Origin of the sequence: Chenggangzhangella methanolivorans, assembly GCF_019797865.1 — a bacterium.
In the GTDB taxonomy this organism is placed as follows: domain Bacteria; phylum Pseudomonadota; class Alphaproteobacteria; order Rhizobiales; family Methylopilaceae; genus Methylopila; species Methylopila methanolivorans.
This window is the reverse complement of the sequence record NZ_CP081869.1, coordinates 2,639,372-2,660,647: the sequence shown is the minus strand read 5'-3', so window position 1 is coordinate 2,660,647 and position 21,276 is coordinate 2,639,372. Positions and strand designations below refer to the sequence as shown.

Here is a 21,276-nt window from a genome sequence, read left to right as displayed (position 1 = left end):
GCGTTTCTCCCGTTTGGTTTCTGTCGGACGCCGGACGCGGCTTTCCTCACGTCTCGATCGAGCGTCGCGGCATTGACGTGTGTGCGGATGACTTCTGGTCGGCGGCGGGCTTCAGCCGAGGCCCGTCGCCTTTGCCACGATGATCGCGAGCAGCGCGCCGACAACCGGGCCCACGACTGGGACCCAGGAATAGCCCCAGTCTGAGCCGCCCTTGCCGGCGATCGGCAGCACCGCGTGGGCAAGGCGCGGCCCGAGGTCGCGAGCCGGATTGATGGCGTAGCCGGTCGGCCCGCCGAGCGAGAGGCCGATGCCCCACACGAGGAAGGCCACCATCAGCGGCCCGAGAACGCCCGCGGCCCCTACCGCCTTGGCGCCGATCGCCACCACCACGAAGACGAGCGCGAAGGTGCCGATCACTTCCGTGAGCAGATTGGCCTTGGCGTCGCGGATCGCGGGGCCGGTCGAGTAGCAGGCGAGCTTGAGGCCGCTGTCCTCGGTCTTGGCCCAATGGGCGAGATAGGCGAGCCACACCAGAGCGGCGCCCGCGAAGGCGCCTGCGAACTGCCCCGCCACATAGGTCGGGACCGTCGCCCAGGATCCGGAAGAGTAAGCGAGCGCGACGCTGACCGCCGGATTGAGATGCGCGTTCGAGCCCGCTGCGATCGCCACGATCACGCCGGCCAGCACGCCGAAGGCCCAGCCGGTGGTGATCACCATCCACCCACCGCCGTTCCCCTTGGATTGCGTCAGAAGCACGTTGGCCACGACGCCGTTCCCGAACAGAATGAGGACCATCGTCCCCAGAAATTCACCGAGAAAACCCGGACCCATAACACCCCCCCTTGAAGGGCTCCGTCGTCTCCGACGAGCCCTGTTCTCGTTTTCTGCCAACGCCGGCTCGACGACCTGCAAAGACGCCTGGTCTCAGCCGCTCGCCAAACGTTGGCGTGAAGGCAAAAGCAGAGGACATGCCATGGTGCGCCGCAAACGAACTGTTTTGGCGGCGCAATAAGGATAATTCCCTTGAAATCCTCGAGATTTCAGAAGGGCCGAAGTTTATAGGTCAGGAACGACGCTCTGGACGGCCCAGTCTTTTGATGACAAGATCGAAATATAGAAGAACAACTACGGACAAATTTGTTCCGTTATAGAACAGTTCGTTAGGGGTAAGAGGATGTTGGGAGGCGCTATCATGAAGAAAGCAACCGCTTCCGGCGCTATTCAAGATCGCGGAGCAGTGCAACCGGACCATATCCGCCGCTCGTGGAGCAGGTGCGAAGCGTCGGGGCTTGAGGGTGAGGCGCCGCCTAGGATTGAACCACTGACGTCACACGAGCTCCGCAGCCGCATCGAACAAAGCGAAGAGCTCTATCGACGTTGCCGCCCCGAACTCGAGACACTCCGCCGGGTCGCGGTCAGCGGCGAGGGGGTTGCGATCGTCGCGGATCCGCTCGGCGTGGTGCTGGATTGCGTCGGAGCAGAAGACTTCGCTCGCCGCGCTAACCAGGTCTCGCTCAGCCCAGGCTCTTTGTGGACCGAGCAGTTGCGCGGAACTAACGGCATCGGGGCTGTGCTGATGGAGCTGAAGCCGCTCGTCGTCAGAGGCTCGGAGCACTTCTTCGCCACCAATCGTTTCCTTGACTGCGCCGCCGCCCCCATAATGACGCCCTATGGCTCAGTTGCGGGCGTTCTCAATGTCTCTGCTCCGGCGTCGACAACTTCTGCCTATGCGCTTGGCCTAGTGGAGCTCGCGATTGACCAGATCGAACACCGTCAGTTTGCGGAAGTTTTCGCTCATCACCAAGTCGTTCGGCTCCATGCCGACCCGCAGCTTCTCGGCACGGCGAGGGAAGGCGTTCTAGTATTCAATGACGACTTGCGGCTCGTCGCGGCTAACCGTCACGGCCTTGCGCTGGTCGACATCGACTGGAAGGCGCTTGGAGGCCGCAGCTTCGGCGAATTGTTCGATGTTTCGCCAGAAGATGAACCAGGTCGATACGCTGGCCGCGAGCTTAGGAGCTGGAGGGGTCGGCGTCTCCACAGCGGCGGTCAGGAGAAAGCATCGCCCGCGCGGCCGCTGGCCGGCCTACCTCGGTTCTCCCGGGCAAGCCTAACCACGCCAATCTACGATGAAGCTACCCGCGCCGACATCGAGCGGGCGCGCAAGGTGATGGAGTCCGGCCTGCCGGTAGTGGTGACCGGCGAGACCGGTTGCGGAAAAGAGGTGTTCGCTCGCCATCTGCACGCGCTGTCGTCGCGCGCGCTATGTCCATTCGTGGCCGTCAACTGCGCCGCGTTGCCAGAATCCCTAATTGAGGCTGAGCTGTTTGGCTATGTCGAGGGCGCTTTCACGGGCGCGCTGAAGAAGGGCGCAAAAGGTCTGCTGCGAGAAGCGGATGGCGGCGTGCTGTTGCTTGACGAAATCGGCGATATGCCCCTCCCCGCGCAGGCGCGACTGTTGCGTGCGCTACAAGAGCGGGAGGTCACACCCCTGGGTTGCTCGAAAGCCGTGCCGGTAGACTTCGCGTTGATATGCGCTACCCATCTCAAGCTCGAGGATCTCGTGGCTTCCGGCCGATTCCGGCGCGATCTCTTTTACCGAATTTCGCAATTTCACGTCCGGCTGAAGCCTATCCGAGAACACCCTCAACTCGCGCGCGTTGTCTCCAATCTATGGAGCCAGACCACTTCGGAAGACCCCGAATACAGGCTCGCACCAGAAACCCTTGGCCGGCTTTCCGGTTACGACTGGCCGGGCAACTTTCGCCAACTCGCAGGCGTGCTCCGGACGTTGTTCGTGCTTGCAGAGCGATCCGTCGAAGTCCCGTGTTCTGCGCTACCTGTTGAAATTTTGTCTACACCGGCGGAATTGCGAAATGAATCATCGGACCTTCAATCGAAAACGCGCCTTATCCTTCAAGACGCTTTAGACCGTCATGGCGGCAACATTTCTCGCGCTGCCCGCAGCCTTGGGGTCAGCCGGGGCACGTTCTATCGTCGGCTGTTGCAGGCGCAGTCCGTCGCTCCCTCAGAAATGGATTGATTAGTCGTCCTGGCACCGCAGTGACCGCTTGCCAGCCGAGATTATGATCCGCGCGAACGGACGCCGCATCGACGAGCGGAGCCCAGACCGACAGCTGCGTGAGTTGCCGGACAGATGGCGTCGCCTTTGCGCGTGTGAACGCCGTCGCCGCAGGCGGACCATCTCGGCGACAGGTGCCATGCTAGCAAGAAAGTTTCCGGCTGAGACGCGCCACAAGCAGACGTTTAAACAACCGCCGAGACAAGCCCTACAACCGCCACGTGCGCCACAAGTCGCCAAGGCGACGGCTAACTCTACTTAAGAGCCCCATTCAGCGTTGCAGAAACGTCACTCGTCGATGGCGAGATCGCCCAGATGCGGCTTCTTAGAATGGATCTAAAATATTGAAGTTGAAAGGAATTTTCTATCCGCGTAACTGGCGTGGAATGGCCTGATGTTAAGGCTAATCGGGGACCACAATGACTGGACTGCTGGTGCGGAACCTGCAGCGTTCGGAAGAGAGCAGGCTGCGCCGATTCTTCCAGCGTCGGTTCCGATGCCGCGAGGAAGCCGCGGACGCCACGCAGGAAACATTCTTGCGCATGCTCTCGCTCGGCCCGGAGACTGCGATCGACAATCCGCAGGCCTATCTCTTTCGCGTCGCGCGGTCTGTCGCTTATGCGTGGTCGGCGAGGCGCGCGGCCGACGACCTGTTGTTCGACCGCGACGCCGCCCTTGACCTCGCCGACGACCAGCCCGACGCCGAACGCGCAGTCGATGCGCGCCAGCGCCTGCGCGCCTTCTCCGAGACTATCGCCGCGCTGCCGCCGCGCTGCCGTGAAGCGTTTGTGATGAGCCGCTTCGAAGGCCTCGCCAACAGCGAGATCGCGCTTCGGCTCGGCATCTCGCGCAACATGGTTGAGAAGCATGTGATGCGCGCGCTGCTCGCGTGCCGCGCGACGCGATCGAGGCTTTCTTAGAGTCGCACGTCAGGTCATAGCAGCTCGCCGCGCTCTTAAAGTGCAGTGCGAAGCGGCTTTCCGCGCGCGAGAGGACCGATGGCGTCGCAGGGACCGACCGGAGACGAAGAACGCATAGCTGAGGAAGCCGCGCTTTGGGTCGCGCGGTTGTCGTCGGCTGACGCCAGCGCGGAAGATCGACGCGCTTTCGAACGCTGGCGCTCAGCCTTGCCAGCACATGCGGCTGCGTTCGACGATCTTTCCGAACTTTGGGGCGAACTTGGGAAAATGGCGCCCGTCAAGCCTGCCAAGCCAGGCGGGGGCGGCTTGATGGCGCTGCTTGCGGTTCTGGGTTTCGGCGCAGCGCTTTATCAATCCGGATTGATCGACCGGCTAAGTTCGGACCACTGGACCTCCGTTGGTGAGATACGCGCCGTGCGACTCGCTGACGGAACCGAGGCGACGCTGGACACGGACAGCGCGATAGCGCTTCATTTCGTGGCGGGGGAGCGGCGCGTGGAGGTCCTTCGCGGCCAAGTTTTTTTCAACGTCGTCCCCGATGCTGAGCGGCCCTTCGTCGTGATGGTCGACGGTCTTTCGGCGACCGCGCTGGGAACGCGCTACGAGGTAGCGCGCTCGCCGCGTTCAGGCCCCGAGGTGGTAGTTGAAGAGGGCGTGGTTGAGGTGCGCGCCGGCGCTGATCTGCTGCGTCTTGGGGCCGGCGACGGGGCGGCCCGCGGGGCTGACGGGCGGCTCGTCGAGACCGATCCGCCTGGCGGCGCCAGCGACGCCGTCGCCTGGCGCGAGGGACGGATCGTCTTTTCGGGACGTAGGCTTGGCGATCTCCTGGCCGAGATCGGCCGCTATCGGAACGGACCCATCCTTGTGCTCGACGATCGGGCGGCTGACCTCAAGGTCAGCGGCGTGTTCGATCTCGGCGACCCCGAGGCTGCTCTCTCTGCGATTGAGGCGACGTTCCCCGTCAGGATGATGCGGTTTGGCCGCGCGCTGACCCTCGTGCGATCCGCGAGCTAATTTTTTTCGGCAGCGACGTCAGGAGGCTGGCAAGAGTTCGCTCTTACTCGTCATGTGGCCGCCGTCGCGGTCCGTTCGCGTCGGGGGACGAGATGACTGGCAGTAAGGGCGCCCACAAACCGCTGTCACGGCTGCGGCAGCGGCGGCGATTATCGTGATAAGCGCGACCTCTATCGGAGCGGCCGAGCGCGGCGCAGCGCCAACGGCCGAAATCGCGATCCCCGCTGGCACCCTTGAAGATGGCCTGCTTGCGCTCGGCCGACAGTCGAAAGTGCGTCTGCTCTATGCGTCCGACGCCACAGTGGGCAAGCGCGCGAAAGCCGTGAAGGCCGACACCTTCGAAAGCGCGCTGCGTGAGCTGCTCGAGGGCACCGGTCTCGTTTACGTCTACACCGCTCCAGGCGTCGTGACCGTGCAGGATCTCGTCAAGGTCCAGGCCACGGGAGCGGTGGAGCTTGAGGAGATCAACGTCGAAGGGCGCGGCTCGGACGATGCGGCGCTAAACGGTCAAGGGGGGCAAAATCCTGTCGGTCATGTCAGCGGTTTCAACGCAACGCGCGCCGTCACAGCCACCAAGACCGACACCCCGCTGATCGAGACGCCGCAGTCGATCTCGGTCGTTACAAGCGACCAGCTCAAGACCCAAGGTGTTGAGTCGATAAACAGCGCGCTGCGTTACACTTCAGGCGCGCTTGGAGAACGCAACGGTGCTTCCGACACTCGCTTCGGCGGTTTCATTCTTAGGGGCTTCGAGGCGACGGGCAATTCGTTCTACAAAGACGGTCTCCGTATGCCCGGCACCCAGTTTACCGAGTTCCAGGGCCTTGATCCGTACGGCGCAGAACGCATCGAATTTCTCAAGGGACCGGCTTCGGTTCTATACGGTCAGAATGGCCCGGGCGGGATCATCAAACTACGTATCGAAGCGGCCGACCGACTACCTTCGGCGAGGTCTCAGCGAGCATCGGCAGCTTCGACCGCTATCAGGGCGAGTTCGACTTCGGCGGGCCGGTCGCCGGATCAGACGAATTTTCCTACCGCCTGACTGGGCTGGTGCGCGAGGGCAAAACGCAGGTCGACACCGTCGATGACGACCGCATCTTTCTCGCGCCGTCTTTCACGTGGAAGCCCTCCGACGACACGACCCTGACGGTGCTAGGCGCCTACCAGCGTGACCGCGCGGGTTGGGGCCTTCAATTCCTCCCGGCGGACGGAACGGTCTTTCGGCGAAACGGGCGGCGCATCCGGTAAATCGCTTTCTCGGGGAGCCGGATTTTGATCGGTACGACACCGACATGGCGATGATTGGATATCTGTTCGAGCACAGGTTCAGCGACGCGGTCACCGTGCGACAGAACTTGCGCTATTCCTATCTTAAGAACGAGCAGGACCAAGTTTACGGTTTCGGCTATGTCGACGCGAGCAGCAACCAATTCGGACGCTTTTCCAGCGTCGGCCGATCTGAACTTGACACCTTCGCGGTCGACAACAACGCTCAGGTCAAAGTCGACACGGGACCTTTCAGCCACACCGCGGTAATCGGTTTAGATTACCGCTACACAAGCCTCTCGGACTTCGGCGCCGAAGGGACAGCCGACTCGATCGATGTCTTCGATCCGATCTACGGCGGCCCGATCACGGTGGGCGCGCCATATCAGGACATCAATACGAAGCAGCGTCAGATCGGCGTGTATGCGCAGGACCAGATCAAGATCGACAAGCTGTCGATCGTTCTGGGCGGACGTTACGACTGGGCCGACACGAAATCGAAGGACGCAGTGTCGGCCGAGCCTGAAACCGACCAGATGGATCGCGCCTTCACCGGCAAGGCCGGGCTGATCTACAACTTCGACAATGGCTTGGCGCCGTACGTCAGCTATTCTGAATCCTTCTTGCCTGTGGTGGCCTCTCCGGGCGGAACGGCGCTGAAGCCGGACACAGGGCAGCAATATGAGGCGGGCCTCAAGTTCCAGCCGCCGGAATGGAACGCGACCTTCACGGCGGCGGTTTTTGAACTCACGCGCCAGAACGTACAGCAGTCGACTGGGCCCGTGACTGGGAACGTGATCGGAGAGGTCCGATCACGTGGTCTGGAACTGGAAGGCGTCGCCACTCTCGCCAACGGCGTCAATCTGCGGGCCGCCTATACGTATCTCGATCTGGAGATAACCAAAAACCCCTCCGCCCCTGAGCGGGAGGGCAACATGACGTACGGCATCCCGAAGCACGCCGGGGCGATCTGGGCGGACTACACACTCCAGACCGGCGCGCTGAAAGGTCTCGGCTTCGGCGGCGGCGTCCGCGCGCAGAGCTCGACCTTCGGCGACAACGACAACTCGTTCAAGGTTCCGTCCGTCGCGGTCGTGGACGCCCTGCTGAGCTATAAGCGCGACAACTACAAACTCGCGCTCAATGTCAGCAACCTGTTCGACAAGCGTTACGTTGCCTCCTGCTTCTCGAGGGATTTCGGCTGCTTCTACGGCGAGGGCCGCAAAGCGATCCTGAAGGCCACCTACACATGGTGGGCGAGCTGAGCGGCTTCAACGTCTCCCGCCGCGCGCTCGTGGCGGGCGCCGGGGCGGCGTGCCTTTCTTCGGGGGCGCAGCCCGCACGGGCCGCGCCCCAAGTGGTCTGCCTTGAATGGACCGCCGCCGAGATGGCGATCTCGCTCGGGCTTCAGCCGCTCGCGGTCGGCGATACGACGGCTTACGCCGAATGGGCCGTGGCGCCCGCCTTACCGTCAGGCGTTGCCGATCTCGGCTCGCGGACCGAACCAAATCTCGAGATGCTCGCTGCTTTACGCCCCGGCCTCGCGATCGGCGCGACGGGCTATGGCTATGAGAGCCTTCCGATCGAGAGATTCGCGCCGCTGCACACGCTTTCCATGCTTGTGACGCCCGGCGGCTCGGCGTTCGATAACGGCGTCGGCGAGTTGCGGAAGCTCGCGGAGAGGCTTTCGCTGAAGGATCGTGGGGAGGCCGTAGCCGCCACGGCGCTCGCGTCGATCGCGGCGGCGCGCGGCAGCCTCGCCGGACGGTCGCGCGAGCCGCTGCTCGTCGCGTCGATCTTCGAAGACCGTCATGTGCGGATCTACGGCGCGGGCGGCCTGTTCGACGACGTGCTGCGGCGGCTTGGTCTTGTTAACGCCTGGGAGAAGCCGGCTGGCCGCTGGGGCTTCGTCTACGCCGACCTCGAGCAACTCTTCGCCGTCGATCCGCGCGCCCGCCTCGTGATCCTCGACCCGATCCCGCCTCACATCCGCATCCGCCTTGATCGCAGCAGGCTCTGGAACGAGCTGCCCTTCGTGCGCGATGGGCGCTGGACCATGATCGGCGCCGTGTGGCCCTTCGGCGGCCCGGCTGCAGCGGCGCGTTTTGCAAGTGAGCTGGCCGACCGGCTGCCCGGCGCATGAGCGCTTCGGAAAAGTCGGCCTCGTCGTGCTTCAGCCGGGTCCGCTCTCCAGGCCTGCTCGCGCTCGCCGTCGCCGCGCCCGCCTTGGTCGCGACGCTGATCGCCTTCGATCGGATGCTGCCGCCGGAGCTTTGGATCGACGCCGTCCTGCATCCGGATCTCACCGATCTGCGGCAGGTCGCCTTCGCCTATTCGGCCGTTCCCCGTGCGCTCGTTTCACTCGTTGCGGGAGCGGCGCTCGGTCTCGCGGGAGCCCTGCTTCAGATCGCGCTCCGCAATCCGATCGCCGAACCTGCGACGCTCGGGACCTTCGCAGGCGCGGGCCTCGCGCTGTCGGCCGCGACGCTATTCGCGCCGTGGATGCTCGGCGCCGGCGCGGAGCTCGTGGCGCTCGGCGGCGCGGCGGCGGCGACCGGCCTCGCCGTCACGTTGGCCGGGAGACAGGCGTCGCCGGTGCGGCTCGCGCTCGGGGGCCTCGTGGTGACGCTGACCTGCGGCGCCGCGACCGCCGCCATGGTCACGCTGACGAGCGATGACATGGCGCCGCTCTTCGTCTGGCAAAGCGGATCGCTCGCTCAGGACGGCGGACCAGCGGCCTTCGGCCTCACGCTGCGGCTCGCCTTGGGCTGCGCGCTCGCGTTAGTGCTTGTTCGGCCATTGTCAGTGCTCGGGTTAAGCGACGCTGCGGCGGGCGCGCTCGGCGTGAGGCCCGGGACGATCCGCCTGGCGGCGGTCACGCTCGCGGTTGCGCTCTCGGCCTCCGTCGCCGCGATGGTGGGGGTGATCGGCTTCGTCGGACTTGCGGCGCCGGCGCTCGCGCGGCTCGGCGGTGCCCAGAGCGTTGGATCGCGTCTGTTCTGGTCGTCTGTTCTCGGAGCCGCGACGCTCTGGCTGGCTGACCGGTTCTCGTCCGCGCTTCCGTTTCCGCAAGAGGTTCCAACGGGCGCGGTTACGGCTCTCGTCGGCGCGCCGCTTGTCGTTCTCCTCTTGCGACGGCTGCGGGCGGACCCCTGGCCGCTCGATCCGCCTCGCTCAACGCCGCGGGACGCCAACTCCGCATTCCTCCTTTTGCTTCTCGCCGCGGGACTAGCGGTCGGCGTCGTCTCGCTTACCTTCGGCTGCGGGCTCGACGGCTGGGACTGGACGCGCCTCGACGGCGAGATCGCGGCTCTGCGCGCCCCGCGGGTCGCCGCCGCCTTCGGCGCGGGTGCGCTGCTGGGGATCGCGGGCGCGATCCTCCAGCGCGTGACTCGCAATCCGCTCGCAGCCCCCGAGACGCTCGGCGTGTCAGCCGGCGCGATGCTCGGCGTGCTTGCGATGCTCGTCCTGACGACCGGCTTCGACCGCGCCTCAACCGTCGTGGCTGCAAGCATCGGCTCGCTCGCGACGCTGGTGCTGGTCGCGGCTGCCGGCCGAGGGTCGGCTGCGACCCCGGAGCGTATCCTGCTCGCGGGCGTCGCCGCAGCCACCATGGCCTCGGGGTTTGCGGCGCTGTTCCTCGCAAGCGGGGATCCTCGCGCGCTCCTCGCATACGCCTGGATGGCCGGCTCGACCTACCGGACGGGCGCGCTCGAGGCAGGCCTCGCGCTCACCGCCGGGCTTACGGCGATTGCAGTGAGTCCGCTTGCTTCGCGCGTCGTTGAAGCGCTTGGACTCGGAGAGACCTCGGCCGCGTCCCTGGGTCTGGCTGTAGGAAAGGCGCGGGCCGCGCTGGTGCTTGGCGCGGCCGTTATGACCGCGCTTGCAACAGTCGCCATGGGACCGCTGACCTTCGTCGGCCTGCTGGCACCGCATGCAGCGAGACTGTTGGGCTTTCGGCGAGCTAGCGCGCACCTCCCGGCCGCCGGATTGGTGGGCGGCGGGCTTCTGACGCTCGCGGACTTCGGGCCGCAATGTGATCTTTCCCTGGCAAATCCCTGGCGGCGTGGTGGCTTCACTTTTGGGTGGGGCGTACATGCTCGCGCGCCTATGGCGCGAGTCCAGTCAGCGATGAAGCCGTCCACCGCTCTATCGGTGACCGCAAGTGCACACCTTCGTAATGGCTGCTTTGGGTCAGCGGCTGCTCCCGCCGCCGCTGACTTTGTAAGGTCGGATTGCCTCGTCCAACGACGGAAGCGGACATCGGCTGATTGCCCTTGGGCTCCTTCCGAGTTGTCGGTCTTACCGATGGGGCTCAAAGCTCGAGTTGTTCGGACAGCGCTAGAGCGTCGTCGACCTCGATGCCAAGGTAGCGAACCGTGCTCTCGAGCTTTCCATGCCCCAGGAGCAACTGGCACGCCCTCAGGTTGCCAGTCTTCTTGTAGATCAGCGACACCTTCGTGCGGCGCAGGCTGTGCGTGCCATATGCCGTCGGCTCGAGGTCGATCATACGGACCCACTTGTCGACCAACCGGGCGTACTGGCGCGTTCCGATGTGTTGGCCTGGCGTGCTCCGGCTCGGGAACAGCCAGTCATCCGGTCGACCACCTCTCACCCGCAGCCGGGCCGCGAGCGCATCTCTTGCAGGCTCGGTGATCTCGAATGGAACCGGTCGGCCGGTCTTCTGCTGCATGACCGTCGACCTCAGGCGGATCGATCCGCCCATAGCCACGTCGCTGATCCGGAGTTTGACCAGGTCACATCCGCGAAGCTTCGCGTCGAGGGCGCAATTGAACATCGCAAGGTCGCGGACCTGAGCGTTGGTCTTCAACTGTTGGCGGATCGCCCAGATGTGCTTCGGCTTCAGCGGCGCTTTTGGTCCGATGAGACGACCGGCGTTCCATGGCTTCTTGGGTAAGCGGAACAAGTCGGGCTGGCGCATTGCCTCCTCCTAGAGGCGGCCCCTCAACCCGATCATACACCCGCAATCGTTCAGCGACGCGCCATCAGCAGACATTGCATAATCGCCGAGAAGCGGACTGGACTTCCCCCTCGCGGCAAGGCGCTAAAGCGCAATATTTCCCCGAAACCTCATCATGGCCTTGGGTTCGCTGTCGCCAAAAGCCATCACGTCATAGGATTCGGGATCACGTCCCTCGACCTCCATGCCAGGCGAGCCGATCGGCATCCCGGGCACGGCGAGGCCCCGCACCTTCGGGCGCTCGGCGAGCAGCCTCGCGATCGCCGCCGCGGGAACGTGGCCCTCGAGCACGTAGCCGTCGATCTCGGCCGTGTGGCAGGACCTCAGGCCGGGGGGCACGCCGAGCTTCGCCTTGACGGTGTTGATGGCCGCGACCTCGACGACCTGCGCCTCGTAGCCGGCCGCGCGGACGTGATCGACCCAGGCCTCGCAGCAGCCGCAGGTCGGATCCTTGTGGACGGTCATCGCCGGAGCGGCGCGGACCCCGCCTGGGACAAGCAGCGCGGCGCCGGCCGCCAACAGCGTGAACGTCCTGCGGTTCATCGTCATGGGCGTCGCCCTCCTTCTTTCCCGGCCACCTTCGCACACGCCCGGCTCACGTCCAGTTGTCCGCTGATGTGGGACTTTCCACCCGGCGTATCCGGGCCTGCCCGCATCGTGGTCCCAAGCTCAAGACGAGCTTCCACAAGGGAGTAACCCACGATGAAGACCATGATCGCCGCCGCCCTCGTCCTGATGTCCTCGGTCGCGGCCGCGACTGCGGGGACCGGGCCCGCCAACTCGACGAACCAGCACTTGCGCGACAGCGCCGACTTCTACGACAGCGTGCCGGACTTCAGCGTCCTGTCCGGCGAGCGGACGGGCAGCGTGGACCGTGAGGCGACCAACCGCCACGACCCCAGCCGCGTGATCGCGCGCTGATCCGAACCGGCGCCGTCATTGGTCTCCAACCCTGACGGCGCCGCAGGGCCAGCCCCTCCTGGGGCTGGCCCGCCCAAACTCAGGGGTTCCAGCTAGGTCCGACGAGCCTCAGGCCATGGCGCTCCTTGCGGATGGCGCCTTGCCGCTCGAGACGGCTTAGCTCCTTGGTCACCGCCTCCCGCTGCGTCGCGATGCGCGAGGCGATCTGCTTATGGGTCGGCAGCCGTCCGATCGCGCGGCCCGACGGGTCGCAGGCCGCGAGCCGAAGCAACTCGGCCTCCAGCCTGCCCGCCATCGGCAGCGTCATGACTTCCGACATCCTCTGAAGCGTTCGGCACTGCCGACGGCACATCGCGCGCACCACCGCCTTGGCGAAAGCGGGGTGGCGCTCGAACGCGGCCGCGAAGTCGCGCGCCTCGAAACACCAGGCCTCGGACGCCTCGTCGGCCACCATCTCGAACGGTGTGTCGCAGCGCTCGAACGCGAAGGCCTCGCCGATCACGTCGCCCGGCTCGACGTCGGCCGCGAAGGCCTCGTGCCCGTCGGACGTGATCGTCTCGGCCGACAGTCTTCCCGAGGCCAAGACCAGCGTGGAGCCGTGCCGACCCGGCAGGTCGAGCTTCGTCCCGCGGGGAAGCCGGATCCGACGGGCGAGCAGCTCGATCTGGTGGCCCTCGATGGTCGCGAGCAGGTCGAGGTCGTCCGCTTGATGGGGTGCGCGCAGGATGAGTGGGTGATCATGTCTTCGTTCCCGGAGTCGGTCCTGCGTCCCGCTGACGGCGTCGGCCGTCGCGTCAGGGACGCGTCGCTGAAAGCAAGGTCGGCGGAACGGCGTCGCCGCATCCGCCGGACGGCGCGATCAGGCGATCCGGGGAGGCGGAGTGGCGAAGCCGACGTGGACGCCGTCGAGGCCGGGGCAGGGACACCGGGCCGACGGGGACCGCTGGGCGATCGCCGCCCATGAACCGAGGGCGGCCGGAAGCGGGGCAAACGCACGGGGCGGAGCACTCGGCGGCGCCCGAGCCGGCATGTCCGAGCGCCGCGGACGAGCAGGGCGCGGAGGTCACGAGCACGGTCTGCTGGCCGGAGGCCGGCGAGAGGCGGGAGGCGTGATCGATCTCGACGTGGGACACTGCGAGCAGCAGCATGGCGACCAGCGTCGCAAGCGCCGCCGCCTTGCCCGCGAGCGCGCAGAAGAAACGCGGCGCGTGTCCCGGTCTTAGACCGCATGGGCAGGGGCCAGCGGACAGGAGCCCGTCGCGAGCTCGATCTGGATCGTCGGGTGGGCGATGCCGAAGCGCTCCTCGAGCTCCTGGGCTATCAAGCGCATGGCCGCGTCGCCCGGATGGCCCGAGGGCATGACGAGATGCGCGGTGAGCGCCGTCTCGGTCGTGCTCATCGGCCAGACGTGGAGGTCGTGGACCTCCACGACCCCGGTACGCTCTTCAAGGAAGGCGGCGACGGCCGCGGGGTCGATGCCAGGCGGGGTCGCGTCGAGCGACATCGTCACGCTGTCGCGCAGCAGACCCCAGGTCCCGATGGTGATCACCGCGGCGATCGCGAGGCTGACGACGGGGTCGAGCCATTGCCACCCCGTCTGCAGCACCAGGAGCCCCGCCACGACCACGGCGACCGAGACGCCCGCATCCGCCAGCATGTGGAGGTAGGCGCCCTTGATGTTGATGTCGCCCTTGCGGCCCGACATGAACAGGAACGCGGTGAAGCCGTTGATCAGCACCCCGATCGCGGCCACCACCATGACGGTGACGCCTGCGACGGGCTGCGGGTCGGAGAAGCGCTGGATCGCCTCCCAGGTGATCATGCCGACCGCGATCAGCAGGAAGATCGCGTTGAACAAAGCCGCCATGATCGAGGACGACCGCAGGCCGTAGGAGAAGCGCGGTGACGGTGGGGGCTTGGCGAGCGTTGCCGCGACCCACGCGACCACGAGGCCGAGCACGTCGGAGAGGTTGTGGCCCGCGTCCGCCACGAGGGCGAGGGAGTTGCTGGCGTAGCCGTAGCCCGCCTCGACGATCACGAATGCCGTGTTGAGCGCGATGCCGATCGCGAACGCCTTGCCGAAGCTCGCAGGCGCGTGGGAGTGCCCGCCCGGCCCGTGGGCGTGGCCGGAATGATCTTCGCCACCATGGTCGTGTCCGGCATGGTCGTTGTGTGTGGTCATCGTCGCCCGTCCTCAGCCGCGGCCCTGGCGCGCGTCCTTGAGCATCCGCTCGAAGAACTCGTGGCGCTCGTCATGGTTCTCGACGACGCCCTTCACCAACGGCTTCGCCGTCCCCTCGCAGAGCGCCCTGACCCTGTCGGTCTGCTCCTCGACCGATCCGCCGGAGAGCGAGCGGATCATGCCGAGGCCGACCGCGCGGGCCGCGCCTGCGGCGCTGACGACGATCTGCGCGGCCTCGTCGCGCGTTATCGTCGCGATGATCTCGTCCTTCATGTGGGCGATGACCTTGGAGGCGTCGCCATCCTTGCCGCCCGTCTCGCGGGCGAAGTCGGGGTCGACCTGCACGCAGACGGCCGTGAAGTTCTGGGCGAGGAACACCGAGGACAGGACGTTGCGCATCACGTCCTCGTTAAGCGCCCGCGCCGGGGACAAGGTCCCCAGCGCGAGAGCGAGCGCAGCCGCGCCGACGGCCGCGGCCCTCATGACGCGGCCGCCACGGCTGCATCCGGCTCGGGAGCCGGGTCCGGCTTCCGGCGCCGCGTGAACAGCACGTAGAGCGCAGGGAGCACGAGCAGGGTCAGGATCGTGGACGACACGATCCCGCCGATCACGACGGTGGCGAGCGGACGCTGCACCTCCGCGCCCGGCCCGGTCGCGATCGCCATCGGCACGAAGCCGAGCGAGGCCACCATCGCGGTCATGAGCACCGGACGAAGCCTGGTCAGCGCGCCCTCCTTCACCGCCTCGACCAGATCCAATCCCTGGTCGCGGAGCTTCTGGATGAACGCGATGATGACGAGGCCGTTCAGCACCGCCACGCCCGACAGCGCGATGAACCCGATGCCCGCGCTGATCGAGAGGGGATGTCGCGGATCAACAGCGCAGCCACGCCACCGGTGAGCGCGAGCGGCACGCCCGAGAACACGAGCGCCCGCGTCCTTGAACGAGCCGAGGCTCATGAACAGCAGCACGAAGATCAGCCCGAGCGCGATCGGAACGACGATCGTCAACCGCTGTGTCGCGGAAACGAGCTGCTCGAACTGCCCGCCCCAGCCGATCCAGTAGCCGGACGGCAGCTTCACCTGTTCGGCGATCTGCCTCTGCGCCTCGCCCACGAAAGAGCCGAGATCGCGGTCGCGGACGTTCGCCGAGACCACGATGCGGCGCTTGCCGTTCTCGCGGCTGATCTGGTTCGGTCCGGGAGCCACCTCGAGCGAGGCGAGCGAGGAGAGCGGCACGTAACGCGTGCGGGAAGACGGCGGGCCTCCCAGGATCGCCGGACTGGCCTGCGCCTCGTTGCCGTCCGGGGTCGGCAGCGGGACCGGGATGTTCTTCAGCGCCTCGATGTCGGTGCGGAGCCGCTCGGGCAGCCCACGATGTCGAAGCGACGGTCGCCCTCGAAGATCTGCCCGGCTTCCTTTCCGCCGACCGCGATCTCGACGATCTCCTGAACGTCACCGACGCTCACCCCGTAGCGGGAGAGAGCGGTGCGGTTGAGTTTCACCGTGAGGATCGGCAGGCCGGTGACTTGCTCGGTCTTCACGTCCGCGGCTCCGGGCACCTTTTGAAGCACGGTCTGGACCTCGCCCGCGACCTTCAGCAGCGTGTCGAGGTCGTCGCCGAAGATCTTCACGCCGACATCCGAACGCACGCCCGAGATCAGCTCGTTGAAGCGGAGCTGGATCGGCTGCGAGAGCTCGTAGTTCGAGCCGGGGATCTCCTCGGCGGCCTTCTCCACGTCCTCCATCAGCTCGGCCTTGGTTCTTGGGGTTTGGCCACTCCGACCTAGGCTTCAGCATGATGTAGCCGTCCGAGATCGAGGGCGGCATTGCGTCGGTCGCGACTTCGGCGACGCCCGTGCGGGCGAACACCTCCTTCACCTCGGGATGCTGCATGAGGCGCTTTTCGAGCGCTCCCTGCATCTCCAGCGACTGGGTGAGGCTGGTGCCCGGCACGCGCAGCGCCTGGATCGCTGCGTCGCCCTCGTCGAGGCTCGGGATGAACTCGCCGCCCATGCGGGAGGCCGCGATCCCGGTCACGACGACCAGCGCGACCGCGGCCGGGGCCACGACCCAGCGCAGCTTGATCATGAGGCCAAGCAGAGGTTCGTAGGTCACGCGCGCGCCGCGCATGAACCAGTTCTCCTTCTCCGACACCTTGCGGAGACGAAGATCGCGATCGCCGCGGGGACGAAGGTCATCGAGAAGATCGACGCGCCGAGCAGCGCCATCAGCACGGTGAGCGCCATCGGCGTGAACATCTTGCCCTCGACCCCCGTGAGAGTGAGCACTGGCAGGTAGACCACCGCGATGATCATGGTGCCGAAGAGGCTCGGCCGGATGACTTCGCTCGATCCCGCCAGGATCGTCGAGAAACGCTCCTGCATCGTCAGCAGGCGGCCCCGCCGCTCCTGCTCGTGGGCGAGCAGCCTCAGGCAGTTCTCCCACGATGATCACGGCGCCGTCGATGATGATGCCGAAGTCGATCGCGCCGAGGCTCATGAGGTTGGCCGAGACCTTGTTCTCGACCATGCCCGTGATGGTGAAGAGCATGGAGAGCGGGATCACGAAGGCGGTGACGATGGCGGCGCGGATGTTGCCGAGCAGCAGGAACAGCACCGCGATGACGAACAGCGCGCCCTCGACGAGATTCTTCTCCACCGTCGCGATGGTCGCCTCGACCAGCGTCGAGCGGTCGTAGACGGAGCGAGCTTCGATCCCCTCGGGCAGCGACTTCTGGATCTCACCGAGCTTGTTCGCGACGCGCTCGGCCACGGTGCGGCTGTTCTCGCCGATCAGCAGCATGGTGGTGCCGAGGACGACCTCGTGGCCGTTGAGCGTCGCGGCCCCGTTGCGGAGTTCGCGCCCGTCCTTGACCTCGGCGACGTCCGAGACGCGGACCGGAGTTCCGGCGTGGGAGTTCACGACGATGCCGCCGACGTCTTCCGCCGTCAGCGCCTGGCCGGGCGTGCGGACGAGATACTGCTCGCCGTTCCGTTCGATGTAGCCGGCGCCGACATTGGCGTTGTTGGTGGCGAGCGCCGTCATCACGTCGCGGAACGTCAGCCCGTAGGCCATCAGCCGCGCCGGGTTCGGCAGCACGTGGAGCTGGCGCTCGTAGCCACCGATCGTGTTGACCTCGACGACGCCCGGCACGGTGCGGAGCTGCGGCGTGATGATCCAATCCTGGATCGTCCTGAGGTCCGCGGGGCTGTAGTCCGAGCCGTCGGGCTTCTTCGCGCCGGGCTTGGCGTCGACGACGTAGTTGTAGATCTCGCCGAGGCCCGTGGAGATCGGTCCCATGGCGGTCTCGATCCCGGCGGGCAACTGGTCCTTGGCCTGCTGCAGCCGCTCGTTCACGAGCTGGCGGGCGAAGTAGATGTCGGTCCGTCCTTGAACACGACCGTGACCTGGGAGAGGCCGTAGCGCGACAGCGAGCGGGTGTAGTCGAGGTCCGGCAGCCGCCGAGGCTGGTCTCGAGCGGGAACGTGATGCGCTGCTCGACCTCGAGAGGCGAGAAGCCGGGGGCGGTGGTGTTGATCTGGACCTGGACGTTGGTGATGTCCGGCACCGCGTCGATCGGCAGGCGCAGGAAGTTGAAGACGCCGAACCCCGCGACGGCCAGGCACGCGAACACCACCATCCACCGCTGCGCGATGGAGAACGCCAGGATCCGTTCGATCAGGCCATTGGGTTTGTAGTCGCCCGCCTCGGTGCGCGTCGTATCAGTGCTCATGGCTCGCGCTTCCCTTTGCGAGCTCTGCCTTCACGACGAAGCTGTTCCTCGAGGCGTAGGCCTCGCCTCCCTTCAGGCCCGTGACGACCTCGACGGACCGTCCATCCCGGCGGCCGAGCGTCACGTCACGGGCGGCGAAACGGTCGCCCTCGCGGACGAACACGACGTCGCGGCCCTCGAGCGACTGCACGGCGTCGATCGACACGGCGAGCGGCACGGACTGCTCGGCGGTCGCGACCGCGCCCGTCGCGAACAGGCCCGGCCTGAAGCGGCCGTCGTTCGGGATCACGGCGCGCCACCGCGCTCTGGGTGTCCGCGGCCCCGATCGGCGACAGGTAGGAGATCTGCGCCTCGATCGGCTCTCCGCCGTCCTCGGGGTCGATCCGCACGGTCTCGCCGACCGCGACCTTCGCGAGGTCGCGGCGGTAGACCGAGAAGTCGACCCAGAGCGTCGAGAGGTCGGTGATGACGAAGGCGGGCTTCTGCTCGGAGACGTATTCGCCGAGCGAGGCCTGCCGCTCGGTGACGACGCCCGCCATCGGGGCCTTCAGCTCGTAGGTGGTGAGGCTCTGGTTGCTCTCGACGACCGCGAGCAGCTCGCCCTTCACCTGGTCGCCGAGGCGCTTCGACAGCGTGCGGACCACGCCGGGGAAGCGCGGCGTGACCTGCACGACCGCTTCCTGGTTCGCTTGCACGATGCCGTTGAGCTGGAGTTCCTCGCGGAGCGTCGAGGCGCCCGCCTTGCCGAGCGCGATGCCCGCGGCCTTCACCTTGGCCTCGCCCAGCTCGACGACGCCCTCGGGGAGCTCGGCCCCATGGCCGTGGCCGTCGTCCTCCTTCTCGGCGCCGTGGCCGTGCCCGTCGACCTTGGCGTCGACGGCCGCGACCTTCAGGGGCGCTTCCCCCCCGGCGTCGGCCTTCGGCTTGTCGTGGCCGTGGCCGTCATCCGCGCCATGCCCGTGCCCGTCATCCTTGCCCGACCCGTGTCCGTGGCCGTCGTCCTTGGAATGGGCGTCGTCCTTCCCATGGCCGTGCCCATCATCCTTGGAGTGCGCGTCCTCCTTGCCGTGACCGTGTCCGTCGCCCTCCTTGTGGTCGTCGGCGGCCACGACCTGGATCGGGGCACCTGCGTCGGCCTTGGGCTTCGGCTTGTGGCCGTGCCCGTCGTCCTTGCCATGGCCATGCCCATCGTCCTTGCCGGAACCATGGCCGTGGCCGTCGTCCTTGGAGTGGTCGTCCTCCTTGCCGTGACCGTGGCCGTCGTCCTTCGAATGGCCGCCGTCCTTGCCGTGGGCATGGCCGTCGCCCTCCTTGTGACCGTCCGCGGCGGCAAGCGCCTTCGGGGCTTCGGCGTGTGCGTGGCCGTCACCGCCCATCAGGCCGGAGTAGAGCGCGAGCGCCTGGGTTTGCGACCGCGGACGGTCCCTGCTGGGCGGCGTAGAGGCCGCCGGCCCCGATGAGACCCCCGACCACGAGTACGGCGGCGTCGCGTGCGAAGGAGCGGCTCATGACAGGTCTCCGGACAGGGCGTTGCGGGTCGCGGCGGTCGCGAGGTCGGCAGGGGTTTCTGGTTGGGCGGAAGCGCGGCGCACGTAGCAGGGGGGCTTCGTCGGGTAGCCCTTGAAGTTCCGCTTCGACCACTTGTGGCCGTGGCCGAGGTGGGCGTGGTCGGCATGCGTGTCGGCATGGCCGTCACCCGCGAAGTGGCGGACGCGGATGTCGCGGGCGTTGCAGGTCGGCGGCGTGCGGCCGTCATAGACCCAGGCGCCGTCGTAGCCGGGCAGCGGAACGACGCGGGGCGTCGATGCGGGCGCTGCGAAGGCGGAAGTCAGCGAGGCGAGCAGGAGCGCGGCCGCCACGGAAGTGGTCTTGAACGAGGTCATTTGTCTCTCCGGGACAGAACGAGGGCGGATCCCGTCAGGCCTTCGAGACTGGCGAGCGATGAGTGGAAGGAGACGAGGGCGTCGATCTCCTTGAGCGAGGCTTCCGAGAGCGCGGCGCGCGCGTCGAGCAGCTCGAGCAGCGAGTAGCGGCCCTCGCCGTAGCCGGAGCGGATGCTGTCCCAGGCCTCGCGGGCGACGGGCAGAACGTTGGCGCGGGTGAGCCGGGCCTCGTCATAGGAGCCCCTCAACGCCTCGTAGGCGTTGCCGACGAGCACCGTCAGGGTCCGCTGGGCCGCGGCCTTCTCGGCCTCGGTCTTGGCGAGCGTCTCGTTCGCCTCGATCACGCCGCCCTGGTTTCGGTCGAAGACCGGGAGGGGCACGCTGAGCGAGGCCATGACGGCGTTCGAGCGGTCCTCACGGTAATGCCGCCAGCCGACGCCCGCGGTGATGTCGGGCACGGCCTTCGCCTGCGCGGCCGCGAGCAGCGCCCGGCGCTGGGCCCTCACGGCCGTGAAGCGCGTGAGCTGCGGGGTCTGCAGCGCCCGAGACATCAGGCTGTCGAACGAGGGCGGCGCGCCGATGCGCGAGAGGTCGCCGCCGACGGAGGCGAAGGACGGCGCCTTCTCCCCGATCAGCACCGACAGCTCTCGCCGCGCCGCCTGGAACGAGGCCTTCGCCTTGGCGAGTTCGACGCGCGTCGTCTCGGTGGCGAGTCGGCCGCGCGAGATCTCCGCGCTCGAGGACGCGCCCGCCTCGACCCGCCGCTGGAGCAGCGGGGTCAGGCGGTCGAGGTCGTCGACCTGTTCCTCGAGCTCCGCCACGCGACGCTGGGCGCCGAGCGTCCTTGCGTAGGCCTCGGCCGTCTCGGCGAGGACCTGGAGCCGGGTCGCGGCCCGGTCCCAGCGCGCAGCGTCGATGTCGGCGGCCGCGATCGCCATCCGGGCCTCGCGCTTGCCGCCGAGCTCGAAGAGCTGGCTGATCTGGAGCGTGGTCTCGGCGGTCTCGAGATTGCGCTTGAGCTTCGAGCCGAAGGCGTTGTCGAGCTCGGCGGATAGCTCGGGGTTGGGGAAGACGCCGGACTGGAGGCTCCGTCCACCCGCCGCCCCGATCTCCCGGTCGGCCGCGGCAAGACCAGGGGAGGAGGCGACGGCGCGCGACAGCGCCTGTGACAGCGTAAGCGACCGCGACGACGGCGCGGCGTGAGTCGCCGGCGCGGGAAGCAGCGCGATCGCCACCCCCAGCGCAAGCGCGCGGGTTCTGAAAAGCATGACCTGACCTGATGAACTGAC

The 21,276-nt window shown here is 66.9% G+C and carries 16 protein-coding genes and 4 pseudogenes; 8 read left to right on the top strand and 12 right to left on the bottom strand.

Annotation, left to right across the window (positions count from 1 at the left end):
- Positions 1–111: 111 nt before the first annotated feature.
- A complete protein-coding gene (locus tag K6K41_RS14095) occupies positions 112–795 on the bottom strand; it encodes an MIP/aquaporin family protein (protein ID WP_261405544.1) in 684 nt (227 codons plus the stop codon).
- Between the two features lie 397 nt (positions 796–1,192).
- On the opposite strand from K6K41_RS14095, the gene K6K41_RS14090 reads away from it, so the two are divergent.
- The 7 genes and pseudogenes from K6K41_RS14090 to K6K41_RS14060 form a co-directional block, all read left to right on the top strand.
- Positions 1,193–3,043, top strand: a complete 1,851-nt coding sequence (locus K6K41_RS14090) for a sigma-54-dependent Fis family transcriptional regulator (protein ID WP_261405543.1) — start codon at positions 1,193–1,195, stop codon at positions 3,041–3,043.
- 458 nt (positions 3,044–3,501) lie between these two features.
- The gene (locus K6K41_RS14085) at positions 3,502–4,002 is read left to right on the top strand and encodes an RNA polymerase sigma factor (RefSeq protein ID WP_261405542.1); all 501 of its coding nucleotides are present in this window, start codon (positions 3,502–3,504) and stop codon (positions 4,000–4,002) included.
- A 78-nt stretch (positions 4,003–4,080) separates the two neighbouring features.
- Complete coding sequence (locus tag K6K41_RS14080; protein ID WP_261405541.1) at positions 4,081–5,016, top strand: FecR family protein; 936 nt, start codon at positions 4,081–4,083, stop codon at positions 5,014–5,016.
- A gap of 154 nt (positions 5,017–5,170) precedes the next feature.
- A complete protein-coding gene (locus K6K41_RS14075) occupies positions 5,171–6,061 on the top strand; it encodes a TonB-dependent receptor (protein ID WP_261405540.1) in 891 nt (296 codons plus the stop codon).
- 139 nt (positions 6,062–6,200) lie between these two features.
- Positions 6,201–7,550: a TonB-dependent siderophore receptor gene (locus K6K41_RS14070; RefSeq protein WP_261405539.1), complete on the top strand. Its 1,350-nt coding sequence runs from the start codon at positions 6,201–6,203 to the stop codon at positions 7,548–7,550.
- Entirely contained in the window at positions 7,535–8,428 is an 894-nt protein-coding gene (locus K6K41_RS14065) for an ABC transporter substrate-binding protein (protein ID WP_261405538.1), read from the top strand. The genes K6K41_RS14070 and K6K41_RS14065 overlap by 16 nt, the downstream gene beginning before the upstream one ends.
- Positions 8,425–10,251: pseudogene (locus K6K41_RS14060) on the top strand (iron ABC transporter permease); the annotation flags it as partial. The gene K6K41_RS14065 and the pseudogene K6K41_RS14060, both read left to right, overlap by 4 nt.
- A gap of 349 nt (positions 10,252–10,600) precedes the next feature.
- Here the strand turns inward: K6K41_RS14060 and K6K41_RS14055 are convergent.
- Together K6K41_RS14055 and K6K41_RS14050 are read right to left on the bottom strand one after the other, a co-directional pair.
- Positions 10,601–11,227, bottom strand: coding sequence for a tyrosine-type recombinase/integrase (locus K6K41_RS14055; protein ID WP_261405537.1), 627 nt, complete (start codon positions 11,225–11,227; stop codon positions 10,601–10,603).
- A 123-nt stretch (positions 11,228–11,350) separates the two neighbouring features.
- On the bottom strand, positions 11,351–11,815 hold the full coding sequence (locus K6K41_RS14050) for a DUF411 domain-containing protein (protein ID WP_261405536.1): 465 nt from the start codon (positions 11,813–11,815) through the stop codon (positions 11,351–11,353).
- A 153-nt stretch (positions 11,816–11,968) separates the two neighbouring features.
- On the opposite strand from K6K41_RS14050, the gene K6K41_RS14045 reads away from it, so the two are divergent.
- Positions 11,969–12,187 (top strand): hypothetical protein, encoded by a 219-nt coding sequence (locus K6K41_RS14045; RefSeq protein WP_261405535.1) that lies wholly within the window; start codon positions 11,969–11,971, stop codon positions 12,185–12,187.
- 79 nt (positions 12,188–12,266) lie between these two features.
- On the opposite strand, the gene K6K41_RS14040 is transcribed toward K6K41_RS14045, so the two are convergent.
- From K6K41_RS14040 to K6K41_RS13995, 9 genes and pseudogenes are all read right to left on the bottom strand, one after another.
- Entirely contained in the window at positions 12,267–12,770 is a 504-nt protein-coding gene (locus K6K41_RS14040) for a Crp/Fnr family transcriptional regulator (protein ID WP_261405534.1), read from the bottom strand.
- Positions 12,771–13,406: 636 nt separating this feature from the next.
- Positions 13,407–14,369, bottom strand: a complete 963-nt coding sequence (locus K6K41_RS14035) for a cation diffusion facilitator family transporter (protein WP_261405533.1) — start codon at positions 14,367–14,369, stop codon at positions 13,407–13,409.
- 12 nt (positions 14,370–14,381) lie between these two features.
- Complete coding sequence (locus K6K41_RS14030; protein ID WP_261405532.1) at positions 14,382–14,852, bottom strand: hypothetical protein; 471 nt, start codon at positions 14,850–14,852, stop codon at positions 14,382–14,384.
- Positions 14,849–15,685, bottom strand: a complete 837-nt coding sequence (locus tag K6K41_RS14025) for an efflux RND transporter permease subunit (protein ID WP_261405738.1) — start codon at positions 15,683–15,685, stop codon at positions 14,849–14,851. The genes K6K41_RS14030 and K6K41_RS14025 overlap by 4 nt, the downstream gene beginning before the upstream one ends.
- Positions 15,686–15,702: 17 nt before the next feature.
- Positions 15,703–17,728 (bottom strand): annotated as a pseudogene (locus K6K41_RS30465) (efflux RND transporter permease subunit).
- Positions 17,729–17,885: 157 nt separating this feature from the next.
- Positions 17,886–18,011 (bottom strand): annotated as a pseudogene (locus tag K6K41_RS14010) (efflux RND transporter permease subunit); the annotation flags it as partial.
- An 82-nt stretch (positions 18,012–18,093) separates the two neighbouring features.
- Positions 18,094–18,997, bottom strand: a pseudogene (ihpB, locus tag K6K41_RS14005) (divalent metal ion exporter adaptor subunit IhpB).
- Positions 18,998–19,609: 612 nt separating this feature from the next.
- The gene (locus tag K6K41_RS14000; protein ID WP_261405531.1) at positions 19,610–19,987 is read right to left on the bottom strand and encodes a hypothetical protein; all 378 of its coding nucleotides are present in this window, start codon (positions 19,985–19,987) and stop codon (positions 19,610–19,612) included.
- On the bottom strand, positions 19,984–21,255 hold the full coding sequence (locus tag K6K41_RS13995) for a TolC family protein (RefSeq protein WP_261405530.1): 1,272 nt from the start codon (positions 21,253–21,255) through the stop codon (positions 19,984–19,986). Before K6K41_RS13995 ends, K6K41_RS14000 begins: the two co-directional genes overlap by 4 nt.
- Positions 21,256–21,276: the final 21 nt, after the last annotated feature.

Coding starts and splice junctions, on each gene's coding strand:
- K6K41_RS14055 (WP_261405537.1), bottom strand. CDS start 11,227: ATGCGCCAGCCCGACTTGTTCCGCTTACCCAAGAAGCCATGGAACGCC.
- K6K41_RS14065 (WP_261405538.1), top strand. CDS start 7,535: ATGGTGGGCGAGCTGAGCGGCTTCAACGTCTCCCGCCGCGCGCTCGTG.
- K6K41_RS14085 (WP_261405542.1), top strand. CDS start 3,502: ATGACTGGACTGCTGGTGCGGAACCTGCAGCGTTCGGAAGAGAGCAGG.
- K6K41_RS14000 (WP_261405531.1), bottom strand. CDS start 19,987: ATGACCTCGTTCAAGACCACTTCCGTGGCGGCCGCGCTCCTGCTCGCC.
- K6K41_RS14080 (WP_261405541.1), top strand. CDS start 4,081: ATGGCGTCGCAGGGACCGACCGGAGACGAAGAACGCATAGCTGAGGAA.
- K6K41_RS14095 (WP_261405544.1), bottom strand. CDS start 795: ATGGTCCTCATTCTGTTCGGGAACGGCGTCGTGGCCAACGTGCTTCTG.
- K6K41_RS14030 (WP_261405532.1), bottom strand. CDS start 14,852: ATGAGGGCCGCGGCCGTCGGCGCGGCTGCGCTCGCTCTCGCGCTGGGG.
- K6K41_RS14045 (WP_261405535.1), top strand. CDS start 11,969: ATGAAGACCATGATCGCCGCCGCCCTCGTCCTGATGTCCTCGGTCGCG.
- K6K41_RS14050 (WP_261405536.1), bottom strand. CDS start 11,815: ATGACGATGAACCGCAGGACGTTCACGCTGTTGGCGGCCGGCGCCGCG.
- K6K41_RS13995 (WP_261405530.1), bottom strand. CDS start 21,255: ATGCTTTTCAGAACCCGCGCGCTTGCGCTGGGGGTGGCGATCGCGCTG.
- K6K41_RS14035 (WP_261405533.1), bottom strand. CDS start 14,369: ATGACCACACACAACGACCATGCCGGACACGACCATGGTGGCGAAGAT.
- K6K41_RS14090 (WP_261405543.1), top strand. CDS start 1,193: ATGAAGAAAGCAACCGCTTCCGGCGCTATTCAAGATCGCGGAGCAGTG.